22 protein-coding genes are annotated in these 22,322 nt (G+C 27.8%); all 22 read left to right on the top strand.

Translation table 11 applies throughout. The annotated features are described in order from the left end of the window. Nucleotides 1-31 precede the first annotated feature (31 nt). The 22 genes from hflX to ACYUDJ_RS15115 all read left to right on the top strand — a co-directional run bounded on the left by hflX (nucleotide 32) and on the right by ACYUDJ_RS15115 (nucleotide 22,308). Entirely contained in the window at nucleotides 32-1,816 is a 1,785-nt protein-coding gene (hflX, locus tag ACYUDJ_RS15220; RefSeq protein ID WP_043032304.1) for a GTPase HflX, read from the top strand. Between the two features lie 128 nt (nucleotides 1,817-1,944). Continuing rightward, nucleotides 1,945-2,103, top strand: a complete 159-nt coding sequence (rd, locus tag ACYUDJ_RS15215; protein WP_003403636.1) for a rubredoxin — start codon at nucleotides 1,945-1,947, stop codon at nucleotides 2,101-2,103. Nucleotides 2,104-2,277: 174 nt separating this feature from the next. Next, nucleotides 2,278-2,499: a hypothetical protein gene (locus ACYUDJ_RS15210; RefSeq protein ID WP_003483772.1), complete on the top strand. Its 222-nt coding sequence runs from the start codon at nucleotides 2,278-2,280 to the stop codon at nucleotides 2,497-2,499. Between the two features lie 148 nt (nucleotides 2,500-2,647). Continuing rightward, nucleotides 2,648-3,541, top strand: a complete 894-nt coding sequence (locus ACYUDJ_RS15205) for a nucleotidyltransferase domain-containing protein (protein WP_003483775.1) — start codon at nucleotides 2,648-2,650, stop codon at nucleotides 3,539-3,541. Nucleotides 3,542-3,828: 287 nt separating this feature from the next. After that, complete coding sequence (pdxR, locus tag ACYUDJ_RS15200; protein WP_042384352.1) at nucleotides 3,829-5,247, top strand: MocR-like pyridoxine biosynthesis transcription factor PdxR; 1,419 nt, start codon at nucleotides 3,829-3,831, stop codon at nucleotides 5,245-5,247. Between the two features lie 91 nt (nucleotides 5,248-5,338). Further along, nucleotides 5,339-6,001: a HEAT repeat domain-containing protein gene (locus tag ACYUDJ_RS15195; RefSeq protein ID WP_003483780.1), complete on the top strand. Its 663-nt coding sequence runs from the start codon at nucleotides 5,339-5,341 to the stop codon at nucleotides 5,999-6,001. A 15-nt stretch (nucleotides 6,002-6,016) separates the two neighbouring features. Beyond that, nucleotides 6,017-6,667, top strand: a complete 651-nt coding sequence (locus tag ACYUDJ_RS15190; RefSeq protein ID WP_003483781.1) for a YigZ family protein — start codon at nucleotides 6,017-6,019, stop codon at nucleotides 6,665-6,667. Between the two features lie 280 nt (nucleotides 6,668-6,947). Beyond that, a complete protein-coding gene (locus ACYUDJ_RS15185; RefSeq protein WP_043032301.1) occupies nucleotides 6,948-7,688 on the top strand; it encodes a YebC/PmpR family DNA-binding transcriptional regulator in 741 nt (246 codons plus the stop codon). A gap of 1,000 nt (nucleotides 7,689-8,688) precedes the next feature. Next, nucleotides 8,689-9,300, top strand: a complete 612-nt coding sequence (locus tag ACYUDJ_RS15180) for a hypothetical protein (RefSeq protein WP_043032300.1) — start codon at nucleotides 8,689-8,691, stop codon at nucleotides 9,298-9,300. Nucleotides 9,301-9,479: 179 nt separating this feature from the next. Further along, a complete protein-coding gene (gene ruvA, locus ACYUDJ_RS15175; RefSeq protein WP_003483785.1) occupies nucleotides 9,480-10,073 on the top strand; it encodes a Holliday junction branch migration protein RuvA in 594 nt (197 codons plus the stop codon). A gap of 19 nt (nucleotides 10,074-10,092) precedes the next feature. After that, nucleotides 10,093-11,121 (top strand): Holliday junction branch migration DNA helicase RuvB, encoded by a 1,029-nt coding sequence (gene ruvB / locus ACYUDJ_RS15170; protein ID WP_043032299.1) that lies wholly within the window; start codon nucleotides 10,093-10,095, stop codon nucleotides 11,119-11,121. Nucleotides 11,122-11,161: 40 nt separating this feature from the next. Beyond that, entirely contained in the window at nucleotides 11,162-12,187 is a 1,026-nt protein-coding gene (queA, locus tag ACYUDJ_RS15165; protein WP_043032298.1) for a tRNA preQ1(34) S-adenosylmethionine ribosyltransferase-isomerase QueA, read from the top strand. A 42-nt stretch (nucleotides 12,188-12,229) separates the two neighbouring features. Then, entirely contained in the window at nucleotides 12,230-13,360 is a 1,131-nt protein-coding gene (tgt, locus tag ACYUDJ_RS15160; protein WP_043032297.1) for a tRNA guanosine(34) transglycosylase Tgt, read from the top strand. A 179-nt stretch (nucleotides 13,361-13,539) separates the two neighbouring features. Beyond that, entirely contained in the window at nucleotides 13,540-13,875 is a 336-nt protein-coding gene (gene yajC / locus ACYUDJ_RS15155; protein WP_003483791.1) for a preprotein translocase subunit YajC, read from the top strand. A gap of 54 nt (nucleotides 13,876-13,929) precedes the next feature. After that, complete coding sequence (locus ACYUDJ_RS15150) at nucleotides 13,930-14,298, top strand: TIGR04086 family membrane protein (protein ID WP_003483792.1); 369 nt, start codon at nucleotides 13,930-13,932, stop codon at nucleotides 14,296-14,298. A gap of 90 nt (nucleotides 14,299-14,388) precedes the next feature. Beyond that, nucleotides 14,389-14,526, top strand: coding sequence for a six-cysteine ranthipeptide SCIFF (gene scfA, locus ACYUDJ_RS15145; protein ID WP_003357718.1), 138 nt, complete (start codon nucleotides 14,389-14,391; stop codon nucleotides 14,524-14,526). Between the two features lie 156 nt (nucleotides 14,527-14,682). Further along, nucleotides 14,683-16,050, top strand: a complete 1,368-nt coding sequence (gene scfB, locus ACYUDJ_RS15140; RefSeq protein ID WP_042384357.1) for a thioether cross-link-forming SCIFF peptide maturase — start codon at nucleotides 14,683-14,685, stop codon at nucleotides 16,048-16,050. 93 nt (nucleotides 16,051-16,143) lie between these two features. Continuing rightward, nucleotides 16,144-17,412 (top strand): protein translocase subunit SecD, encoded by a 1,269-nt coding sequence (gene secD, locus ACYUDJ_RS15135; RefSeq protein WP_003483794.1) that lies wholly within the window; start codon nucleotides 16,144-16,146, stop codon nucleotides 17,410-17,412. 1 nt (nucleotide 17,413) lies between these two features. Further along, the gene (gene secF, locus ACYUDJ_RS15130; RefSeq protein ID WP_003483795.1) at nucleotides 17,414-18,277 is read left to right on the top strand and encodes a protein translocase subunit SecF; all 864 of its coding nucleotides are present in this window, start codon (nucleotides 17,414-17,416) and stop codon (nucleotides 18,275-18,277) included. A 229-nt stretch (nucleotides 18,278-18,506) separates the two neighbouring features. After that, entirely contained in the window at nucleotides 18,507-19,385 is an 879-nt protein-coding gene (locus ACYUDJ_RS15125) for a DHH family phosphoesterase (RefSeq protein WP_003483796.1), read from the top strand. A 108-nt stretch (nucleotides 19,386-19,493) separates the two neighbouring features. Next, nucleotides 19,494-20,012 (top strand): adenine phosphoribosyltransferase, encoded by a 519-nt coding sequence (locus tag ACYUDJ_RS15120; protein ID WP_042384361.1) that lies wholly within the window; start codon nucleotides 19,494-19,496, stop codon nucleotides 20,010-20,012. A 124-nt stretch (nucleotides 20,013-20,136) separates the two neighbouring features. Next, nucleotides 20,137-22,308 (top strand): RelA/SpoT family protein, encoded by a 2,172-nt coding sequence (locus ACYUDJ_RS15115; RefSeq protein ID WP_003483798.1) that lies wholly within the window; start codon nucleotides 20,137-20,139, stop codon nucleotides 22,306-22,308. Nucleotides 22,309-22,322 lie beyond the last annotated feature (14 nt).

Raw genomic sequence — 22,322 nt, 5'->3', positions numbered from 1 at the left:
ATTATAATTTATATGGAAAGGTAGATATTAAATGATATATGGTAATATTGATGGAATAAGAAAAACCGTTTTAGAGGAATTAGAAGAAATATATGAAATGAAAATAGAAAAGAATGACATCATTAATGAAGAGCTAATGAATGTATTATGCAAATTAACAGAACAATTAAATAGAGAAATAAGTGTGGGAATATCTAGAAAAGGTAGTATAGTAGCAGTTTCCGTAGGAGATAGTACAACTGTAGAAATGCCGGAGGTGGAAATCAAAACCAATAAGCTTTCCCGTATAAGAATTGTTCATACTCATCCAAATGGTAATCCTAAACTTTCTTCAGTAGATTTATCTGCATTATTAAAATTAAAATTAGATTGTATGGTAGCTATAGGAGTAGAGTATGAAAAGATAACAGGATTTGGTGTGGCATTTTGTACTATGGAGGATAGTAAATTAAGTATAGAGGAAAAGTATTTTAAAGATATAAATAGCCTATTAGACTTTAGTTTATTAAATGAAATAAATTATATAGAACAAAATTTGAAAAATGAAGAATTAGAAGATCAGGAAGAAGAAAAGGTTATACTTGTTAGTATTGATGATGAAGAAAGTATAGATGAATTAGAAGAATTAGCTAAGGCTTGTAATTTAAAAGTTGTGGAAAAGGTCTTACAAAATAAAAATAAAATTGATTCAGCCTATTATATAGGCACAGGTAAGGTAGGAGAAATAGCCTTAATAAGGCAGGCTTTAAATGCAGATGCGGTAATATTTGATGATGAACTTTCTGCCTCTCAAATAAGAAATTTAGAAGAATCTATAGGAACTAAAGTAATAGATAGAAATACATTAATATTAGATATATTTGCAAGGAGAGCAAAAAGTAGAGAAAGTAAAATACAGGTAGAACTTGCACAATTAAAATATAGATTATCAAGATTAGCAGGATTAGGATTAGTTCTATCAAGAACAGGTGGAGGAATAGGTACAAAAGGGCCAGGTGAAAAAAAGCTAGAAACAGATAAAAGACATATAAGAGAAAGAATTTACGATTTAAAGAAAGAGTTATATAAAATAAAAAAGGTTAGAGAAACTCAAAGAAGTAAAAGAAATGATATACCTAAGGTTTCTTTAGTTGGATATACTAATGCAGGTAAATCTACATTAAGAAACAAGTTATGTGATATGGGAATAGCTAGTGCACAAAATAAAGAAAAGGTTTTTGAAGCAGATATGTTATTTGCTACACTAGACACCACAACTAGAGCAATATCATTACTTAACAACGAAATCATAACATTGACAGATACGGTAGGCTTTGTAAGGAAACTTCCTCATGAATTAGTAGAAGCTTTTAAATCTACATTAGAAGAAGTTATTTATTCTGATTTACTTCTACATGTAATAGACATTTCATCAGATACAGCAGAAAAACAAATAGATGCAGTTGATAATGTATTAGAGGAATTAGGAACAGAAAATAAACCAATAATATTAGTATTTAATAAAATAGATAAAGTCTCAATGGAAAGATTAAATTATTTCAGAGATAAATTTAAAGATGAAAAGGTTATAGAAATATCCGCTAGACTAGGTATAAATCTTGAAGACTTGCTAAAGCTAATAGAGGAAACATTGCCATATAAATTAGCAGAAGTAGAGTATATAATTCCTTACGATAAACAAAAAACAGTAGCATTTTTGCATAGAAACAGTAAAATAATAGAAGAAGAATATAGAGAAAAAGGAACTTACATTAAAACAAAGGTAGATACTGAAGTTTATAATAAGTGCCGGGAATTTCTACTTAATAAAAAATAAAAAATATACTTTTTAAATTCTTCATTAAAAAGTAACAAATAGAAAAAGGAATTATTAGCAAAGTGTAGAATATAATAATTACAAAATAATTATTATTAATTAAATGTGATTATAAGGAGGAATTGTTTATGAAAAAATATTTATGTGAGGCTTGCGGATATATATATGACCCAGAACAAGGAGATCCAGATAATGGAGTAGCACCAGGAACAGCTTTTGAAAATGTTCCAGAAGATTGGGTATGTCCTTTGTGTGGATTACCTAAATCAGAGTTTGTAGAAGCTTAATTAAATAAAATATAAAAAATAAGCTGTAAATCTTTTAGATTTATGGCTTATTTTTTTAAAATGGAAATAATAATAAATAAAGATTAGTTTAATGTATATAAAAATTTTTATTATATTATTTTGATTATGGTATAGAAATAAAAACAATTTAAAATATAGAAAGGAAGATATAATATGGAGAAAGTTTGTCCAATATGTAATAAATTAAATACAGTAAAATATTGTTGTGATAAATGTGGAGGGGAGTTAATAGATAGGGGAGTAATTCATGATTATATGGATCCATACAGTGTAACATGGCCTATACAGGACTATGAGGATTATTGCTTACATATTTTTAGTTGTAATAATTGTTGTAATGAAAAAAAGGAATATATACAAAAAATTATAGTATAAATATCATATATGAAAGAAAAATTTCACATATAATGCTTACTAGTTGTAATAACTCCAATAAGTATTATATAATATAAAGAATTGAGAAACTTTTACTGTGCCATTATTTTGAAAATTAAATTATTTTAAAAAAGGGAGGAGGATCAGCTTGAATGATAATATAATTAAGTATCAAACAGCTTTTAATAATGTTATAGATAGATTAAAAAATAATGAATCTGTTTTGGCTGTAATGGTATTTGGTAGTATGGTCACAGGAGATTTGTGGGAAGAATCGGATATAGACTTATTTGTTGTAATAAATGAAGATATTAAGGTGGAAAAAATATATACACAAGAAGAGGACGTTCCTATTCATGTTAAAATAATTGATAAAAAAAATTTAAATAAAATATACCAGTGTGATTTAAGGGGGGGCAAAACCCATAGAATATTTGCTTCTTCAAGGCTAGTATTTTCAAAAGATAGTTCTATAAGTTCTTGGTATGACAGGGGAAGATATTATCCAGATATTGATAGAGAAAGATGGAATTTAGTTTATTTAGATGAGATTTTTAAGTATATAGGAGTATGTAAGAAATATTTAAAAAATAGAGGCCTTTATACAGCTTATAGTGATTCTGTGAAACTTACAGAGGCTTTTTCAAAATTATATGTTAATTTTTCTGGATATATGATCAGTAAAGATGTGATAAATATGGCCACTAGCCTAGATGATGACTTTAAAAATATAGTAGATGATTTATTTTTTAATAAGGATAATATTGAAGAATCAATAATTAGATTGATAGAATACATTAAAATATATTTAAATAATAATATTAGAAACATTACATCATTATTGCTTAATTATATGAAAGAAAAGGATACATTTTTAAGTTCTCAAGATATTTTAATGGATGAGCTATTTAAATGTTACTCAATTAGTATGGAAGATATATTAGAATATCTTTATTATAAGAATATAATAAAAAAACAGAGTAGAAAATTAAAAAATAAAAAAGGAGAATTAATTTTCGAAGAAAATGTTTATTTTATTTAGAGGTTAACAACAATTATAGACTATTAAAAAAATTAAATATAATAAATTTTATTCTATTAAAAATATCAACCTATTTAGTTAAGTAAAGTTTGTTTTATTACTATCTGATTTAATACATTTATATTTTATAAGTAGTAAAAGGATAGTTATGAACAGGGATAATTTCTTATAAGAAGATTAAATGAAAAATTTTATTTTTTATAAGTAAATTTAATCTAAGACTAAGAAGTACTTCACAACTAAATAGGTTTTTTAGGTAATTAAAAATATATATGGGGGACAGTCTTATGGAGAAATATATACTAATTTTTCAGGAGAACTCTATACCTAAATATGTTCAACTATATAAATATATAAAAAATATGATAGATAAAAATAAAATTAAGGACAATGAAAAGCTACCATCTATAAGAAAATTAGCAAATTTATTAGGTATAAATACGGTAACTGTAATAAATGCATATAAAAAATTGGAAAATGACGGATATGCCATACAAAAGATAGGTAGCGGTACCTATGCAAAGAAAAAAGAGATTAGTAGAAATTTAAGAAAAGAATATTCAGATTCAATAAAATCCATAGATAAAGAAGATTTTAAATGTTATATAGATTTTATAGGGGAAAGTGCTTGTTCAGATTTATTTCCCGTGGAATCTTTTAAATCCATATTAAACGAAGTTTTGGATAGGGATGGAAAGGATGCTTTAGTTTATCAGGAAACATTAGGCTTTGAAGGACTTAGACAGCATATATCAGAAGTGTTTTGGAATAACAAAATAGAAAAAAATCATATACTTATAGTTTCAGGAGCACAACAAGGAATTGATATAATATCAAAATCTATTATAAATGTTAATGATAATGTTTTAATAGAAAAACCTACATATAGTGGAGCACTTTCAGTTTTTAAATGGAGAAGAGCAAACATATATGAAGTTCCTATGGAAGAGGATGGAGTAAATATAAAAGAATTAGAAAAGATAGTTAAAAAAAATAATATTAAATGTTTTTATACTATGAGCTATTTTCAAAATCCAACAGGTATAAGCTGTAGCTTAGAAAAGAAGAAAGCCATATTAAATTTAGCAACTATATATGATTTTTATATAATAGAAGATGATTATTTATCTGAATTAATATATGATAAGAATATAGAATACATAACCTTTAAAAGTTTAGATAGAAATGATAGAGTTATATATATAAAAAGTTTTTCAAAAATATTTTTACCAGGAATAAGAATAGGTTATGTAATAGCACCTAAAGATTTAAGGGAACAAATTCAAAATTGTAAAATAAATACAGATATATCTACATCAAGTTTAATGCAAAGAGCTTTAGATTTGTATTTAATAAAGGGATTATGGAAGGAATACATAAATTATTTATATGAAATTTATGTACCAAAATATGAATTTACTAAAAATACGATACAAAACATATTAAAAAATAAAGTAGAATTACAAAATCCAGGGGGAGGGCTTCACTTTTATATAAAAATAAAGGAGAATGCTAATATAAATTCCATGGAACTTTTCAATGAATGTATGAAAAACAAAGTTTTAATTACACCAGGAGTTCTTTTTTATAAAAATCCTAAGGAAGGTTTAAAATATTTTAGGTTAGGATTTTCAGAAAATACTATAGAAGAAATAGAATTAGGTATAAATAAAATAAATGATATATTAGAAAAGAGATTAAGTTAATATAGATAAAAATAAATTGATTTTATGAATTTTTGTATTAAATTTTACAAAAGGTTTATATAATTTAAGTGTTTTAAGAAAGGTGAGGAGTATGAATAAAAATTTAGTAGATATAGATTGGAACAATATAGATAAATACTCCCAAGAACAAATAACCTACTTCTTATACTTAGAGGGGAAAAATATAGAAACTTTGAGTCAGATTAGAAATTTGGATAAATCCACTATAAAGAAACACATACTGGATGGTAAGATTAAATATGGTATACTGGCTAAAAGTTCTAATGTAGAAGAATTATTTAAACAAATAGCTAACTCAGGAAAGCAAGATAAAATAGAAGTTATAAATGGATTAGAAAGTAAAATAAAAAAGGATTTAATTTTTTTTATAAAAAATAATTATGGAGATATGTATCCTAAAGATAAACAAGCAGCAGTTTGGATTTTAGGAGAATTGAAAGATGAAGAAGGAATTGACATACTTTTAAAAGCATCAGTACATAAATTTATAAATATAAGAAGGATGGCAGTTTCAGCCTTAGGTAAAATAGGGAGTATTAAAGGAGAAACTATTTTAATAAGGGCATTAGAAGATGAGAATTCTCAGGTTGTAACTTATGCTATAAAAGCCTTAAAAAAATTAAAAAGCACAAAAGCAAAGGAAAAAATTATATATATAAAAAATAAAACTGATAAAGATTATATATTAAAAGCAGTAGATGAATATTTACAAGAAATAAATGACCCTATATAGAAAAGAGGTATGTAAATGTCCTATTTTACTATAAAAAACTTTGGAAAAGATGAATTTGAAGAAAAAAAGTCTACTTTCATAGGAAGAGCGCAAAGGATTTATACAGAAGAAGAAGCTAAGGCTTTTATAAATCAAGTTAAAAGCGAAGAAAAAGAAGCAAGACATAATGTTTATGCGTATGTTATTGGGGAAAACATGGGAATACAAAGATATAGTGATGACGGTGAGCCCCAAGGAACAGGTGGTATACCGGTATTAGATGTTATAAAAAAGAATGAAGTTACAGATATAGCTATAGTAGTTACAAGATATTTTGGAGGAATACTTTTAGGTAAAGGTGGACTAGTAAGGGCTTATTCAAAAGGGGCTGCCGTAGCCATAAAAGATGCAGGTATAGTTGAAAAAGTTAAAGGTAAATCTATAACTTTCATAGTGGAATATGATGCTTTAGGTAAAATACAGTATTTGTTTGAACAAAATCTTTGGCATATAGAAGATATAGAATATACAGAAAAAGTTAGTTTAACTATGTTTTGTGAAGTAAATATTATATCTACAATAGAAAAGAAAGTTCTAGAGATAACCAACGGAAATTGTAAAATAATTAAAGGAGATGAAAATTTCTACTTTAAAATGGATAATAGGCTATTTGAAGATGAGCAATAAATTTGAATTTTTAACTTTCTCTATGATATAATAATTTAGTGAATTTGCATTTAAATATTAGTATTTTCAATTATAAATATACTAATAAAATTAGTTTTTAAAATAGAATTAATATAAACAGAGTTCTTGGCTTCAGAGGGAGTTTTTACTCTCACTAAAGCTTAGAAATCGTTATCCAGGGACATAGCCGCTCTTTACTGCCACTTTGAAGAAGATGGGAGTATTAGAGCGGGTAGTCATCGGATAAATTTTTCTATTAATAAGGTTGGGAGGAAATAACATGTCAGGACATTCAAAATGGCATAACATACAAGCTAAAAAAGGCAAAGTGGATGCTAAAAGAGGAAAAATTTTTACTAAAATAGGTAAAGAAATTGTGGTAGCAGTTAAGCAAGGAGGTCCAAGTGCGGACTCAAATCCAAGACTTAGAGACGTTATTGCAAAAGCAAAGGCTAATAATATGCCAAATGATACAATAGAAAGATCTATAAAGAAGGCGTCAGGAGAACTTAATGCTGTAGACTATGAAACTATTACATATGAAGGATATGGTCCAGCAGGTATAGCAGTTCTAGTTGATGTGTTAACAGATAACAAAAATAGAAGTGCAGGAAATGTAAGATACGCTTTTACAAAACAAGGCGGAAACATGGGTTCAACAGGTTGTGTATCATTTATGTTCCAATCTAAGGGGCAAATCGTTATAGAAAAGAAAGATGGCTTAGATGAAGATGAACTTATGATGATGGCATTAGATGCAGGTGCAGAAGACTTTGAGTCAGAAGATGAGGTTTATGTTGTAACAACTTCTCAAGAAGATTTTGGAACTGTTAGAGAGGCTCTAGAATCAGAAGGATTAGAATTTTTAGAAGCAGAGATTAAGATGGTCCCAGATACATATACAGCAATAGATGAAGATACAGCAACTAAATTTCAAAAGATGCTAGATGTTTTAGAAGATGATGACGATGTGCAAAATGTATATCACAATGCAGAATTGCCTGAAGGATGGGAAGAGTAATAATATAAGAAAATTACGACTTAAAAAGGAATATACTACCCTTGGTTTAAAAAAAGGATATGTGGTTAGAAAGGCAACTCACTTCAATAAGAGATTCTAACTTGTTTTTTCTTAAAATATATGGTTCTAAATCATAACTCGCTGAACGCTCAGACAATAATTTGGAACATACATATATTTTGCAAAAACAACTAAGAATCTCTAATCTTGTTCAAATGCCTTTTACACCACATATCCCTATTTTTTAAACTAAGGGAAGTTAGCATAACTCTTTAAAGATAATTTCCTGTAGAGCACGAGGCACCAAAGGAAGATTTTACTCTACTCTGTTTTGTAAAATCCACAATTATATTTTTCTTTATTAAGTTATTTAGATATTTTAAAAATTTTCGTTAGAAAATTCATGCGTAGCATATCAAAAAATCGTATCCTTCATAATATTTATATGAATTTAAATTACACTTAAAGCTATTTGCGTTAGCAAAACAATTTAATAAAATAAATAAATTAATTTAGTTAATAATTTACAAATCGCAGTTGTTATAAATTCTACTAACCTTATAAATATATACCTTTTTTATTATACAGATTTTACTTGAATGGCTACGCCACTTATTTTTGTTAAAATTAAAGCTTTTACATACAAAAATAAATACTAACTATCCCAAAAATCTCCGATTTTAAAGGTATTAAAACAAGAAATACTTTTAGAGAAAATAGATATCTAGAAAAATAATTAGAATACTTCATTTGTGAAATAATATTTAAGCGTGAAGTAAACAGGACGTTTACTTAGCCCTGTTGCCACAGGACGTGACATTAGGGCGCTAGCTTAAATATTAGGGCACAAATACTAGTATTCTTTATTTTTATAGCTATCTATTGACTAAAAGTATTTTTTGTTTTAATTTTCAACCTTTAAAGGCCGTTACGGCGTAATTTCCTTATTTAGTGAATAAGAGTTTGCATATTTGTCCATAATATTCCTAGGAGGGATATTATGGATGTAAAAAGAAGAAATGTTATAATTATAATTGTTTCATTGTTTGTGTTATTTGTGTCTGTTTACTATATAACTTCAATAAAATTAAGAAATAATGAGGTAGATAGCAGTAAAAGACAAGTTAAACAAGAGGATATAAAAGAAGATTCTTTAGCTGTAGGTAGTACAGGAAATGAAGTGTTGGATAAAGAATCTAAAATAATATTTAAAATAAAGTATAAAAAGAGTGGAGACACCATAACTGTAAGGGAAACAAAAGTATCAGATAATGTAGATCTAGTTGGAAAAGGCAAAGAAGATATTGAAAAGATATATTCTAAAGAAGGATATAAGGTTGAAGAATTTAAAGATCATATATTGTCTCTTGTGAAAGAAGAGGATAAATATATGCCTAATAAATATGTTGTAGGGATAAAAGGTGATAATATAGCTATTTATAGGACGGATGAAAGTGGAAACATGTACATAGAGGATGAAAATAAAGATATAACAGATATAAAAACAAGTAAATTAAAAGAACAGGATATTCATATGTTAACCACTGGAGATAAATATTTTCAATGTGATACAAGGGAAGAGGCAGAAGCACGTCTAGAAGATTATGAATAGAATTATTTAAACAAAATTTGTTATAATTTATTTTAGTAATATTAATATACAAAAAACTAATATTGGAAATATAGCTTGCATTTACACTAATATGCAAGCTATGTTTTTTTAGTTGAATAAAAACTTCTAAAATGATAAAGTAATATGTGTCTATTAATATGTAATTGGAGGGTTAAGGGGTGTACGAATATATAAAAGGAAAATATATTGATATGTACAAAGACTATATAGTTATAGAAAATAACAATATAGGTTATAAAATATACACATCAGGAAGCACTATGGCAAAATTACCTTCCATAGGTGAAAATATAATGTTATATACAGAACAAATAGTAAGAGAAGATTTTATAGGAATTTATGGGTTTTTAACAAAGGATGAATTGAGTATGTTTAAATTGCTTTTAACAATAAATGGGGTGGGAGCTAAGGCCTCTTTATCTTTATTATCTATAAGCAATGTTTCTACTTTGAAATATGCTATAAAAATGGGAGATGAAAAAACTATAACAAGAGCTCCAGGTATAGGCAAAAAAACAGCTCAAAGAATTATATTAGAGCTTAAAGATAAAATAGAGATAGATATTGTAGAAGATGATGATGAAGAAATCATAAATAAGATTACGGATGATAAAAAAGTATTAGAAGCAATAGCTGCTTTAGTAACACTAGGTTATTCTGAAAAAGAAGCAAATAAAGTGATTAATCAATGTGATAAAGATAATTCTTTAGAACAGATTATAAAGGAAGCTTTAAAGTATTTAATGAAATAAATTAGAGGGGGGTACTTAGATGGAGAACAGAATGGTAACTCCTTTTGATGTAGAAGATGATAAGGAACAGTATAGTTTAAGACCTACTACATTAAAAGAATATATAGGTCAAGAAAAAGTAAAAGCTAATTTAGATATATTCATACAAGCAGCTAAAAAAAGAGGAGAATCTTTAGATCATGTACTTTTTTATGGACCACCAGGACTAGGTAAGACTACTCTTGCTAATATTATAGCTAATGAAATGACAGGTAATTTAAAAGTAACTTCAGGTCCAGCTATAGAAAAAGCAGGAGATTTAGCGGCTATATTAACTAGTTTAACAGATTATGATGTTTTATTTATAGATGAAATTCATAGATTAAATAGATCTATAGAAGAAATATTATATCCAGCTATGGAAGATTATGCTTTAGATATAGTTATAGGCAAAGGTGCTGCAGCAAAGTCTATAAGATTAGATCTTCCTAAATTTACTCTTATAGGGGCTACTACAAGAGTTGGGCTATTAACATCTCCCTTAAGAGATAGATTTGGTATGTTATGTGCTATGGAATTTTATACAGATGAGGAACTTATGGAAATAGTAGTAAGATCAGCAGCTATATTAAATGTAAATATTTGCAAGGAAGCTGCTTTTGAAATAGGAAAAAGATCTAGAGGCACTCCAAGAATCGCCAATAGGCTCTTAAAAAGAGTTAGAGATTATTGTGATGTTAAACATGATGGTGATATAGATTTACAGGGTGCAAAGGCAGCCTTAGACCTATTAGAAGTAGATAAAGAAGGATTAGATAAAATAGATAATAAAATATTAGAAGCTATAATTTTTAATTTTAAAGGAGGCCCTGTAGGATTAGAAACCTTAGCTTATTTTATAGGTGAGGAATTAGATACCATAGAGGATGTTTATGAACCATATCTTATACAAAAGGGATTTATAATGAGAACTCCAAGAGGAAGAGTGGCCTCGGAAAAAGCATATAACCATTTTGGAGTAACAAAAAAAGAAGAAAAAACAAATCAAGTATCTATATTTAATAAATAATAAATAATAAATTTTAATTCTATATTAAGAGGTGGAAAACGTGAAAGTAAAAGATTTTGATTTTTATTTGCCAGAGGAATTAATAGCACAACATCCTATGGAGAAAAGAGATGAAGCTAGATTACTTGTATTAGATAAGAAAACAGGTGAGATAGAGGATAAAATATTTAAGGACATTTTAGATTATTTAACACCAAATGATTGTTTAGTTTTAAATAATACTAGAGTTTTACCTGCAAGACTTATAGGGTCAAAAGAAGAAACTGGTGGGAAAATGGAATTCTTACTTTTAAAGAGAAAAGAAAAGGATGTATGGGAAACTTTAGTTAAGCCAGGAAAGAGAGCTCAGATTGGAGCAAGATTTATATTTGGCAATGGAGAGCTTAAAGCAGAAGTTATAGGAATGGGAGAAGAAGGAAGTAGAATAGTAAAATTTTATTATGAAGGTATTTTCGAGGAAATATTAGATCAACTAGGACAAATGCCCCTACCTCCATATATAAAGGAAAAGTTAGATAATAAAGAAATGTATCAAACAGTTTATTCAAAGGAAGAGGGATCAGCAGCATCTCCTACAGCAGGACTTCATTTTACAGAGGAACTTTTGGAAAAAATAAAAGGAAAAGGTGTGAAATTAGCCTTTTTAACCTTACATGTAGGATTAGGAACTTTTAGACCAGTTAAAGTAGAAGATATTCAAGAGCATATTATGCATTCAGAATATTATAAAATGGATAAAGAAACTGCTGAAATAATAAATACTACAAGAGAAAAGGGTGGAAGAGTTATAGCAGTAGGAACTACCTCTTGTAGAACATTGGAAACTATAGGGGACATAGAAGGTAAAGTAAAGGAGCAATCAGGATGGACAGATATATTTATTTATCCAGGATATAAATATAAAGTAGTGGATGCTTTAATTACTAATTTTCATCTTCCACAATCTACATTACTAATGTTAGTATCTGCATTAGCAGGAAGAGACAATATAATGAATGCATATAATATGGCAGTAGAAAAGGAATATAGATTCTTCTCCTTTGGAGATGCTATGTTTATTAAATAATATTAATAGAAGCTTAATCCCTAAGGAAAAAGAGGTGGAAGTATGTATAAATTGTTAAAAAAATCAGGAAATGCAAGACGAGGAGAATTTACAACTCCTCATGGTATGATACAGACTCCTGTATTTATGAATGTTGGAACTCTTGCGGCCATAAAAGGAGCAGTATCATCTATGGATTTAAAGGAAATAGGATGTCAAGTTGAATTATCTAATACATATCATCTTCATTTAAGACCAGGAGATGAGATTGTTAAAAAAATGGGCGGATTACATAAATTTATGAATTGGGATAGACCAATACTTACAGATTCAGGTGGATTTCAAGTATTTTCATTATCAAAAATAAGAAAGATACAGGAAGAAGGAGTTTATTTTAATTCACATATAGATGGTAGAAAGATATTTATGGGACCGGAAGAAAGTATGAGAATACAAAGTAATCTAGCTTCAACTATAGCTATGGCTTTTGATGAATGTGTGGAGAACCCAGCACCAAGAGAGTATGTAGAAAAGTCCGTAGAAAGAACAACAAGATGGTTACATAGATGTAAAGATGAGATGGATAGATTAAATTCTTTGTCAGATACTATAAATAATAAGCAAATGTTATTTGGTATAAATCAAGGTGGAATTTATGAAGATATAAGAATAGAACATGCTAAAACTATAGCTAAAATGGATTTAGATGGATATGCTATAGGAGGATTAGCTGTTGGGGAAAGTCATGAAGACATGTATAGAATAATAGATGCAGTAGTTCCTCATCTTCCAGAGGATAAACCTATATATCTTATGGGAGTGGGAACACCAAGTAATATATTGGAAGCTGTAGATAGAGGGGTGGATTTTTTTGATTGTGTTCTTCCTGCAAGAAATGGAAGACATGCACATGTTTTCACAAAAGAGGGTAAAATAAATTTATTGAATGCAAAATTTGAATTAGATGATAGACCTATTGATGAAGGTTGTCAGTGTCCAGCTTGTAAGCATTATACAAGATCTTACATAAGACATTTATTTAAGGCAAAGGAAATGCTAGCTATGAGATTATGTGTTTTACATAACTTATATTTTTATAATAATTTAATGCAAGAAATAAGAGATGCCATTGACGGAGATTATTTTAAAGAATACAAAGAAAGAAAACTTCAACAGTGGTGTGGAAGAGCATAAAGAATTAAAAATAGTTTTTGTTTATTAATAGCTATAATAAATTTTGTGTTTTAAATATAAAATAATATAAATATATCTATTAATTGTAAATTATCAATTAATAATAAAAAAACTTTTCAAATTTAAACTGAAAAGTAGTAAAATAAATTATAGTTCATAAAAAATTAGGAGGGATATATATGCAACAAGGTCTAGGATTAAATAGTATATTCTTAGTGGTAATGCTTGGATTATTCTATGTAATGGTATTTATGCCAGAGAAGAAAAGAAAGAAAAAATATAATGAAATGTTAAATTCCATATCTGTAAATGATGAAATAATAACAAGAGGTGGAATAATAGGCAAAATAGTTAGCATAAAGGAAGATTATGCAATTATACAAACAGGACCAGATAGAGTTAAGATACAAGTTAGTAAAAGTGGAATATTAGACATAACTAAAAAAAGAGAAGATACAGATAAAAAAGAAGATATTGATAAGAAAGAGGAAAAACCAGCAAAAGAGGATAAATAAATTATCATAAAACACTCCCTTAATACATAAATACTAAATATGAGGGGGTGTTTTATGTTGAATAAGAAAAATACTGAATTTATTGTACAAGGATTATTAAGGGCTATTATAATTACTGTAATCATGCTATTAATATTTGCAGTAATATTAACTTTTAAAGATATAGGTGAAAAGATATCTTCAATTATATATCTTTTAATTACAATTTTAAGTATAATGTATGGAACTATATATGCTGTTAGAAAAATAAATAAAAAAGGATGGCTAATAGGACTAGTAATATCTATTATATACATGGCTATTATATACATCATATCTATAGTTTCTGGTAATACATTAACTTTTGGGACTGATAGATTTATAAGAATATTTTTGGCATTAATACTAGGAATTCTTTCAGGCATGTTAGGTATTAACATTTAGAATGATTTGAGGTCAATGGAAACTTTATTTTATCCATAAATTATGATATAATCAAACGGAAAGTAAGTAGGTAGATTGGAGGAATACTTAATGAAACATATAAAAACTATAAACAAAGCAAACATAAAAAACAGCTTACAAAAACCAGGCTGCAAAGAATGTGCAAATTCTTGCCAATCAGCATGTAAAACTTCTTGCACAGTAGCGAACTTAGCTTGTGAAAACTAATATAAGCTAAAAGCAGTAACTTTAAAGTTACTGCTTTATATTTACTGAAAATAAATGTATAATATAAATGTTTTAATAAATAATAAGTCCTATATTTTGAAAATATTTGTAGAATTATAAAAGCAAAGTATATAGGTTAATAAGGAGGAAATTTAATTGGCTGATATTCATAAGTTCACCCAAATGGGACAAAAATATGTTATAGACGTAAATTCAGGAGCAGTACATATAGTAGATGATATAGTATATGATTTATTAGATGATGAAGGTTTAAAAGCTAAAGAAGACCTTATGCATGGATATAAAGAGAAATATAGCAAAGAGGAAATAGAAGAGGTTTATGAAGAAATAGAAAGTCTTATAAAAGAGGACATGCTATATTCTAAAGATAAGTATGAAAATATAGCTTATGCCCATGAAAAAAGTGAGAATTTTATAAAGGCGTTATGCTTAAATATAGCCCATGATTGTAATTTAAGATGTAAATATTGTTTTGCAGATGAAGGAGAATATAAAGGAAAGAGAGAATTAATGTCTCCACAGATTGGGAAAAAAGCTATAGATTTTGTTATAGAGAAATCCGGACCAAGAAAAAATATAGAGGTAGATTTATTTGGAGGAGAACCCTTAATGGCTTTTTCTACTATAAAGGAAATAGTAGAATATGCTAAAGAACAAGAAAAAAAACATAATAAAACCATAAGATTTACTATGACTACCAATGGTACTCTATTAAATAAGGAAATAATGGAATACTTGGATAAAAATATGGGGAATATAGTATTAAGCATAGATGGAAGAAAAGAAATAAATGATAATGTTAGAGTTAGAGTAGATGGCAGTGGTTCTTATGACTCTATATTACCTAAGATTAAAGAAATGGTAGAGATGAGAGATAAAACAAAACAATATTATGCTAGGGGCACATTTACAAGAGAAAATTTAGATTTTTTTGAAGACGTAATGCATATGGCTAATAATGACTTTGATGAAATATCTATAGAACCAGTAGTTCTTCCAGAAGATCATCCTTTATCCTTAAGAGAAAAAGATTTACCAAAAATATTTGAACAATATGATAAATTAGTAGAAGAAATGATAAAAAGACACAAAGAAGGTAAAGAATTTAAGTTTTATCACTTTAACATAGATCTTCAAGGAGGACCTTGTGTTTATAAAAGAATATCTGGTTGTGGAGCAGGTCATGAATATGTTGCTATAGCTCCATCAGGAGATGTTTACCCATGTCATCAATTTGTAGGGAATGAAGACTTTAAAATGGGAAATATAATGAAGGACTTTAAAGTAAAAGAAGATATAGCAAAGGAATTTAAAAAAGCTCATATATACAATAAACCAGAATGTAAAGAATGCTGGGCAAGATTTTACTGTAGTGGAGGATGTCAAGCGAACAATTATAACTTTAATAAAGATATGAATATACCTTATAGTTTAGGATGTACTATGCAAAAAAAGAGAATAGAGTGTGCAATAACTTTGAAATCTAATACAATGAATGATTAATAAAAGAAATTTAGTACATAATTTATTATAAAGCAAACATAATAAATTATGTTCTTATTCTTATAATAAAGTATATATAAGAGGGGGATAAGTATGAGTTACAATAGGCATAAAAGTAACAAGGGAAAAAGCGTAATAATATTTACATTATTAATTGTAGTAATAGCTATATTTGCTTATGCAGGATCTTATGGTTTGAAAGTAGGAAATTACAGATTCAAATCATTTGGAGAGACCATCAATAAAGGCTTGGATCTTCAAGGTGGAGTATCAATGCTAGAAGAAATTCAAGCAGATAAAGTAGATGAAAAAACTGTAGATAGAACTATAGAACTTATATCTATGAGAGTTAATAAAATGGGTGTTAGTGAAACTACAGTAACAAGAGAAGGGAAAAAAAGAATAAGAATAGAAATACCAGGTAAATATAATGCAAAAGAAGTTATTGATAGTGTAGGTAAAACAGGAGAATTAAAATTTGTAGGACCAGATAAAAGCATTATACTTACAGGAAAAGATGTAAAAGATGCAACAGCATATATAAATCAAGAAGATAATTCACCTACTGTTGGATTAGATTTAAACGAAGCAGGAGCTAAAAAATTTGCAGATGCTACTAAAAAATTTATAGGCCAACCTATAGCTATATATATGGATGAAGAAGAATTAACAAAACCAGTAGTTCAAGCACATATAACTAATGGAAAGGCTGTAATAACAGGAAGTAAAAGCATAGAAGAAGCTAAAAGACAAGCTAATATAATAAAATCAGGAGCTTTACCTGTAGCTGTTAAGCCTGTAGAGGTTAGAACAGTAGGAGCTACACTAGGGGCTAATGCATTAGATTTAAGTGTAAAGGCAGGAGTTGTAGGTGTAGGACTTGTATTTTTATTTATGATTATATACTATAGAGTACCAGGATTGTTGGCTGATATAGCTTTAGTTTTATACATAGTACTAGTTTTAGCTACATTCTCAACTATAAAAGCTACATTAACATTATCAGGTATAGCGGGTTTCTTATTAACAATAGGTATGGCAGTGGATGCTAATGTGCTTATATTTGAAAGAATTCGGGAGGAACTTAAAACAGGAAAATCAATAAAATCTGCTTTAGAATCAGGATATCATAGAGCACTTTCTTCTATTTTAGACTCTAATATAACTACAATAATAGCAGGTATAGTTTTATATAATTTAGGATCTGGAGCAGTTAAAGGATTTGCTTTAACTCTTATGATAGGTATAATTCTAAGTATGTTTACAGCTATAGTTGTTACTAGATTATTACTAAAGTTAGGTTATGATATAGGCATTCTTAATAAGTTAGCTTGCTTTAGAGTTAAAAGGGGGGAGGAATAGTATGCTAAAGATAATAGAAAAAACAAAAATTTGGTTTTCTATTTCCTTAATAATTATACTTACAGGAATGTTTTTTCTTATGAAGGATGGATTAAATTATGGAATAGATTTTAAAGGTGGTACTGTTGTACAAATAAATATAGGAAAAGATTTCAAAAAAGAAGAAGTAGATCAAATAGTAAAAAAGCATACTTCAGATTCTGTAACCAATAAAGTAAACAACACTCAAATAGAGATAAGAAGTAATTCCTTAACAGATGAGGAAATTAATAAGCTATTTAGTGATGTAAAATCTAAATACAATTTAAAAGATAAAGATTTAGTTTCTCAACAGAGAATAGGACCATCAGTTGGAAAAGAATTAAAAAGAAAGGCTTTATTAGCACTCATAATAGCTAATATAGCAATGCTTATATACGTAGGAATAAGATTTGAATTTAAATTTGGTCTTGCAGCTATACTTGGATTAGTTCATGATATATTAATAACTATCTCAGTATATGCTATATTTAAACTACCTGTAAGTTCAAGCTTTATAGCAGCAATACTTACTATAGTAGGTTATTCCATAAATGATACAATTGTAATATTTGATAGAATTAGAGAAAATCAAAAGAAAATGAGAAGAAAAGATGTATCAGAAATAGCTAATATATCCATAACTCAAACTATGTCAAGGTCTATAAATACAGTATTAACTACTTTATTTACAATAGTTGCAGTTTATGTATTTGTGCCTTCCATTAGAGATTTTGCTTTCCCTTTAATAGTTGGTATAATAACAGGATGCTATTCTTCTATATTTATATCTAGTCCTCTTTGGATTTTATTTAAGAAGTCAAAATTAGCGAATAAGTCAGCATAATAAGTATATTTATATAAAAATCCAAGCTTTAAGCTTGGATTTTCTAACTTTTAAAACCTGTCAATGTATAAAGTTAAAATATATTGCAAATGAGAGTAAAATGAATGTTACTATATTAATATATACTCATCTTTATATAATAATATTGAATAAACTTCTAAAATATTTGTCAAAAATCATAATATAAATTATAATATATATGTTTTCTATAAAATTGGAGGATATATAAATGGAGAAATTGGTTGATAATTTGCAATGGTATAAAAATCCAAAAGTTAATAATCCTTTTTTGCTAAATGGAATGGATAGAGCTTTAAAAAGAATAGTTAAGGCTGTTAATCATAGAGAGAAAATAGTTCTGTATGGATATTATGATTTTGATGGTATAGCTGCTATATCATTATTATTATTAGTTTTAAAATTTTTAAATGCAGATGTGGAATATTTTATACCAGATTGTTTAGATGAAAAACATAATATAAATTCTACATATATAGAAAATCATATAAAATTTTTGGGTGCAGATTTGATTATAACAGTAGGATGTGGTATAAATTCTAGTTCAGAAGTAGAATTATGCAAAAGACTTGGAATGGATATAATAATTACAGATTGGCATAAATGTTTAAAAGAAAAACCTAAATCAACAGTTATATGTCCAAATGAAAATTCATGTTCATATCCATTTAAACATTTGTCAGCTTCAGGTATAGCTTATAAGTTGGTGGAAGCACTTTCTATGTATTATAAAATGAAATTTACATATAAGTATTTAGATTTAGTTATGTTGGGAACCATATCAAATACCAATTCTATAAAAGAAGAAAACTTGTATATAGTTAAAGAAGGGTTAGAATCTCTGCAGAATACAAATAACCATGGGTTGAAAGCTCTTCTACATATTGAAAAAATCCAAAATGATGAAATTAATTTATATGATCTTAAAAAATTAACACAAAAATTATCTAAAGTTACAGAACCTACTAATAAAATTAATAATGCAAGAATATTGGTAGAGTTATTCACTACAACTAATGAGGATAGAGCTAATCAAATAGCTAAGTATTTAAAAAATGAAATAGACTTTAATATACATAATAAAGAATGAAATTTCATATAATTACTTGAATAAGATAGGTTGTTTAATATATAATAATCTGTGTACAAAATTAAAAGATAAAAATAAATTGTTCGTATGAATTTAGGGGGAAGAGAAGTGAATTTAAAAGAACACATAAGGGTAATTGAAAATTTCCCAAAAGAAGGTATAAGCTTTAAGGATGTAACTACAATACTTCAAGATGGAAAAGTATTGAATTACACTATTGATAAGTTAGCAGAAGACTTAAAGGATAAAAAAATAGATAAAATAGTAGGACCAGAAGCCAGAGGATTTTTATTTGGAACCCCTTTAGCCTATAAATTAGGTGTTGGTTTTGTACCAGTAAGAAAAAAAGGCAAATTACCATATGAGACTATTAGTTGTAAATATGATTTAGAATATGGTCAAGACGAGCTTCAGATACATAAAGATTCTATAAAAAAAGGTGACAAGGTAGCTATAGTAGACGATCTTCTTGCTACAGGTGGAACTATTGCTTCAGTAGTAAAATTAGTAGAGGAATTAGGTGGAGAAGTTGTTAATGTAAGTTTTGTAATAGAACTTACAGATTTAAAAGGAAAAGATAAATTAGAAGGTTATGATATTAACTCTTTAGTACAATATGATATATAATATAACATATATAAGATATTCCTACTTAAAAGTTTGAAACTTTAAAAAAAATATAATATAATAGAAATAAAAAATATTGGCTGGTTTTATAAACCAGCCTTTGATTTTGAGGAGTAATTAGGGTATGCTAGAGGATTTAATGATAAAAATAAAAGATAGTTTCAGTGAAAAAGAAATAGAGTTTATTAAAAAAGCATATAATTTTGCTTGCAATGCCCACAAGGAACAAAAGAGAATATCTGGTGAACCTTATATAACTCATCCAGAAGAGGTGGCTATAATATTATTTGAAATGGGTATGGATGTTAACACCATGATAGCAGGACTTATGCATGATGTTGTTGAAGATACTCAATATACATATGAGGATGTGGCTAAAGAATTTGGAAATGAAGTAGCAGATTTAGTAAATGGAGTTACTAAATTAGGTAAAATTGAGTACAAAACAAAAGAGGAACAACAGGCTGATAATGTAAGAAAAATGTTATTAGCAATGACAAAGGATATAAGAGTTATACTTATAAAATTAGCGGATAGATTACATAATATGAGGACATTAAGATTTATGCCTGTGGAAAAGCAAAAAGAGAAAGCGCAGGAAACTTTAGACATATATGCTCCATTAGCTCATAGGTTAGGAATATCTAAAATAAAATGGGAGCTAGAAGACTTATCTTTTAGATATATAAATCCAAATGAATATTATTTTTTGGTACGTAAAATCGCAGAAAAAAGAGCAGAGAGAGAAGAACATATAAAAGAAATAGTTTCAAATTTACAACAAAACTTAAAAAAAGCAGGTATTGAATCAGAAATAGATGGAAGGCCAAAGCATTTTTATAGTATATATAAAAAGATGCATAACAAAAATAAAAATTTAGATCAAATATTTGATTTGACAGCAGTTAGAATATTAGTAGATACAGTTAAGGATTGTTATGCAGCCTTAGGTATAGCACATACTGTATATAAACCTATACCGGGAAGATTTAAAGATTATATAGCAATGCCTAAACCTAATATGTATCAATCATTACATTCTACAGTAATGGGAGTAGGTGGTAGACCCTTTGAAATTCAAATAAGAACTTATGAAATGCATAAAACTGCAGAATATGGTATAGCAGCTCACTGGAAATATAAAGAAGCTGTAGAGAATTCTAATAATATAGATTTGAAATTAACATGGCTTAGAGAAATGTTAGATTGGCAAAAGGAGACAACAGACCCAGAAGAATTTATGCAAGGCTTTAAAATAGATTTATTTTCTGATGAGGTTTTTGTATTTACTCCAAAGGGCAAGGTTATAAGCTTACCTAACAGAGCGACACCAGTAGATTTTGCATATAAAATACATACAGATATAGGTCACAGATGCATAGGCGCCAAGGTGAATGGTAAAATGGTACCTTTAGATTATGAACTTAAAACGGGAGAGATAATAGAAGTTCTAACCTCTACTACGCCTAAAGGCCCAAATTTAGATTGGCTTAGTATGGTAAAGAGCAATCAAGCTAAAAGTAAAATAAGAGCTTGGTTTAAGAAAGAAGATAAAGAAGAAAATATAAATAAAGGTAAGGATATATTAGAAAAAGAAACTAAAAAACAAGGTTACAACTTTGGGGAACTTGCAAAGGGTGAAGTTTTAGAAACTGTATTAAAAAGATACAATATGAGCAGTATAGAAGATATGTTTGCTGCTGTTGGTATAGGGGCTCTAGCTGCTTCAGCGGTGGTATTAAGATTTAGAGAGCAGTATCTAAAGAAGAATAAACCAGAGCTTAATTGGAATGAAGTTAGAGATCAAATAAGCAAGTCAAATAAACAAAAAAAGAAAAAGAGCAGTTCTCCAGGAATAATAGTAAAAGGTGAGGACAATTTATTAGTTAGATTTGCTAAATGCTGTAACCCTGTACCAGGAGACAAAATAATAGGATACATAACAAAGGGTAGAGGAATATCCATACATAGAACTGATTGCAAAAATATGGAACAGTTAGTAGAAGAGGATCCAACAAAGATAGTAGAAGTTAGTTGGGGAAAGCCAAAGGGTGGAGAGTATATTTCAGAACTAGAAGTTAGAGCTGAAAATACAGATGGTTTATTAGCAGATATTATGCTAACCATAAATGGAAGTAAGACAAATCTTTATGCTGTGAATGCAAAACCAATTAAAAATGACTCAGTGGTTGTAAATATAAAATTAAAAATAAGTAATATAGAAGATTTAAAATCAGTAATGAAAGACATAAGAAAACTAAAGGGTGTCTTAGAAGTATATAGGACTAAAAAGTAAATACTATAACTATA

Source organism: Clostridium sp. CTA-6, assembly GCF_054768115.1.
The sequence above is the reverse complement of the archived record's forward strand: the minus strand, read 5'-3'. Positions and strand labels throughout refer to the sequence as shown.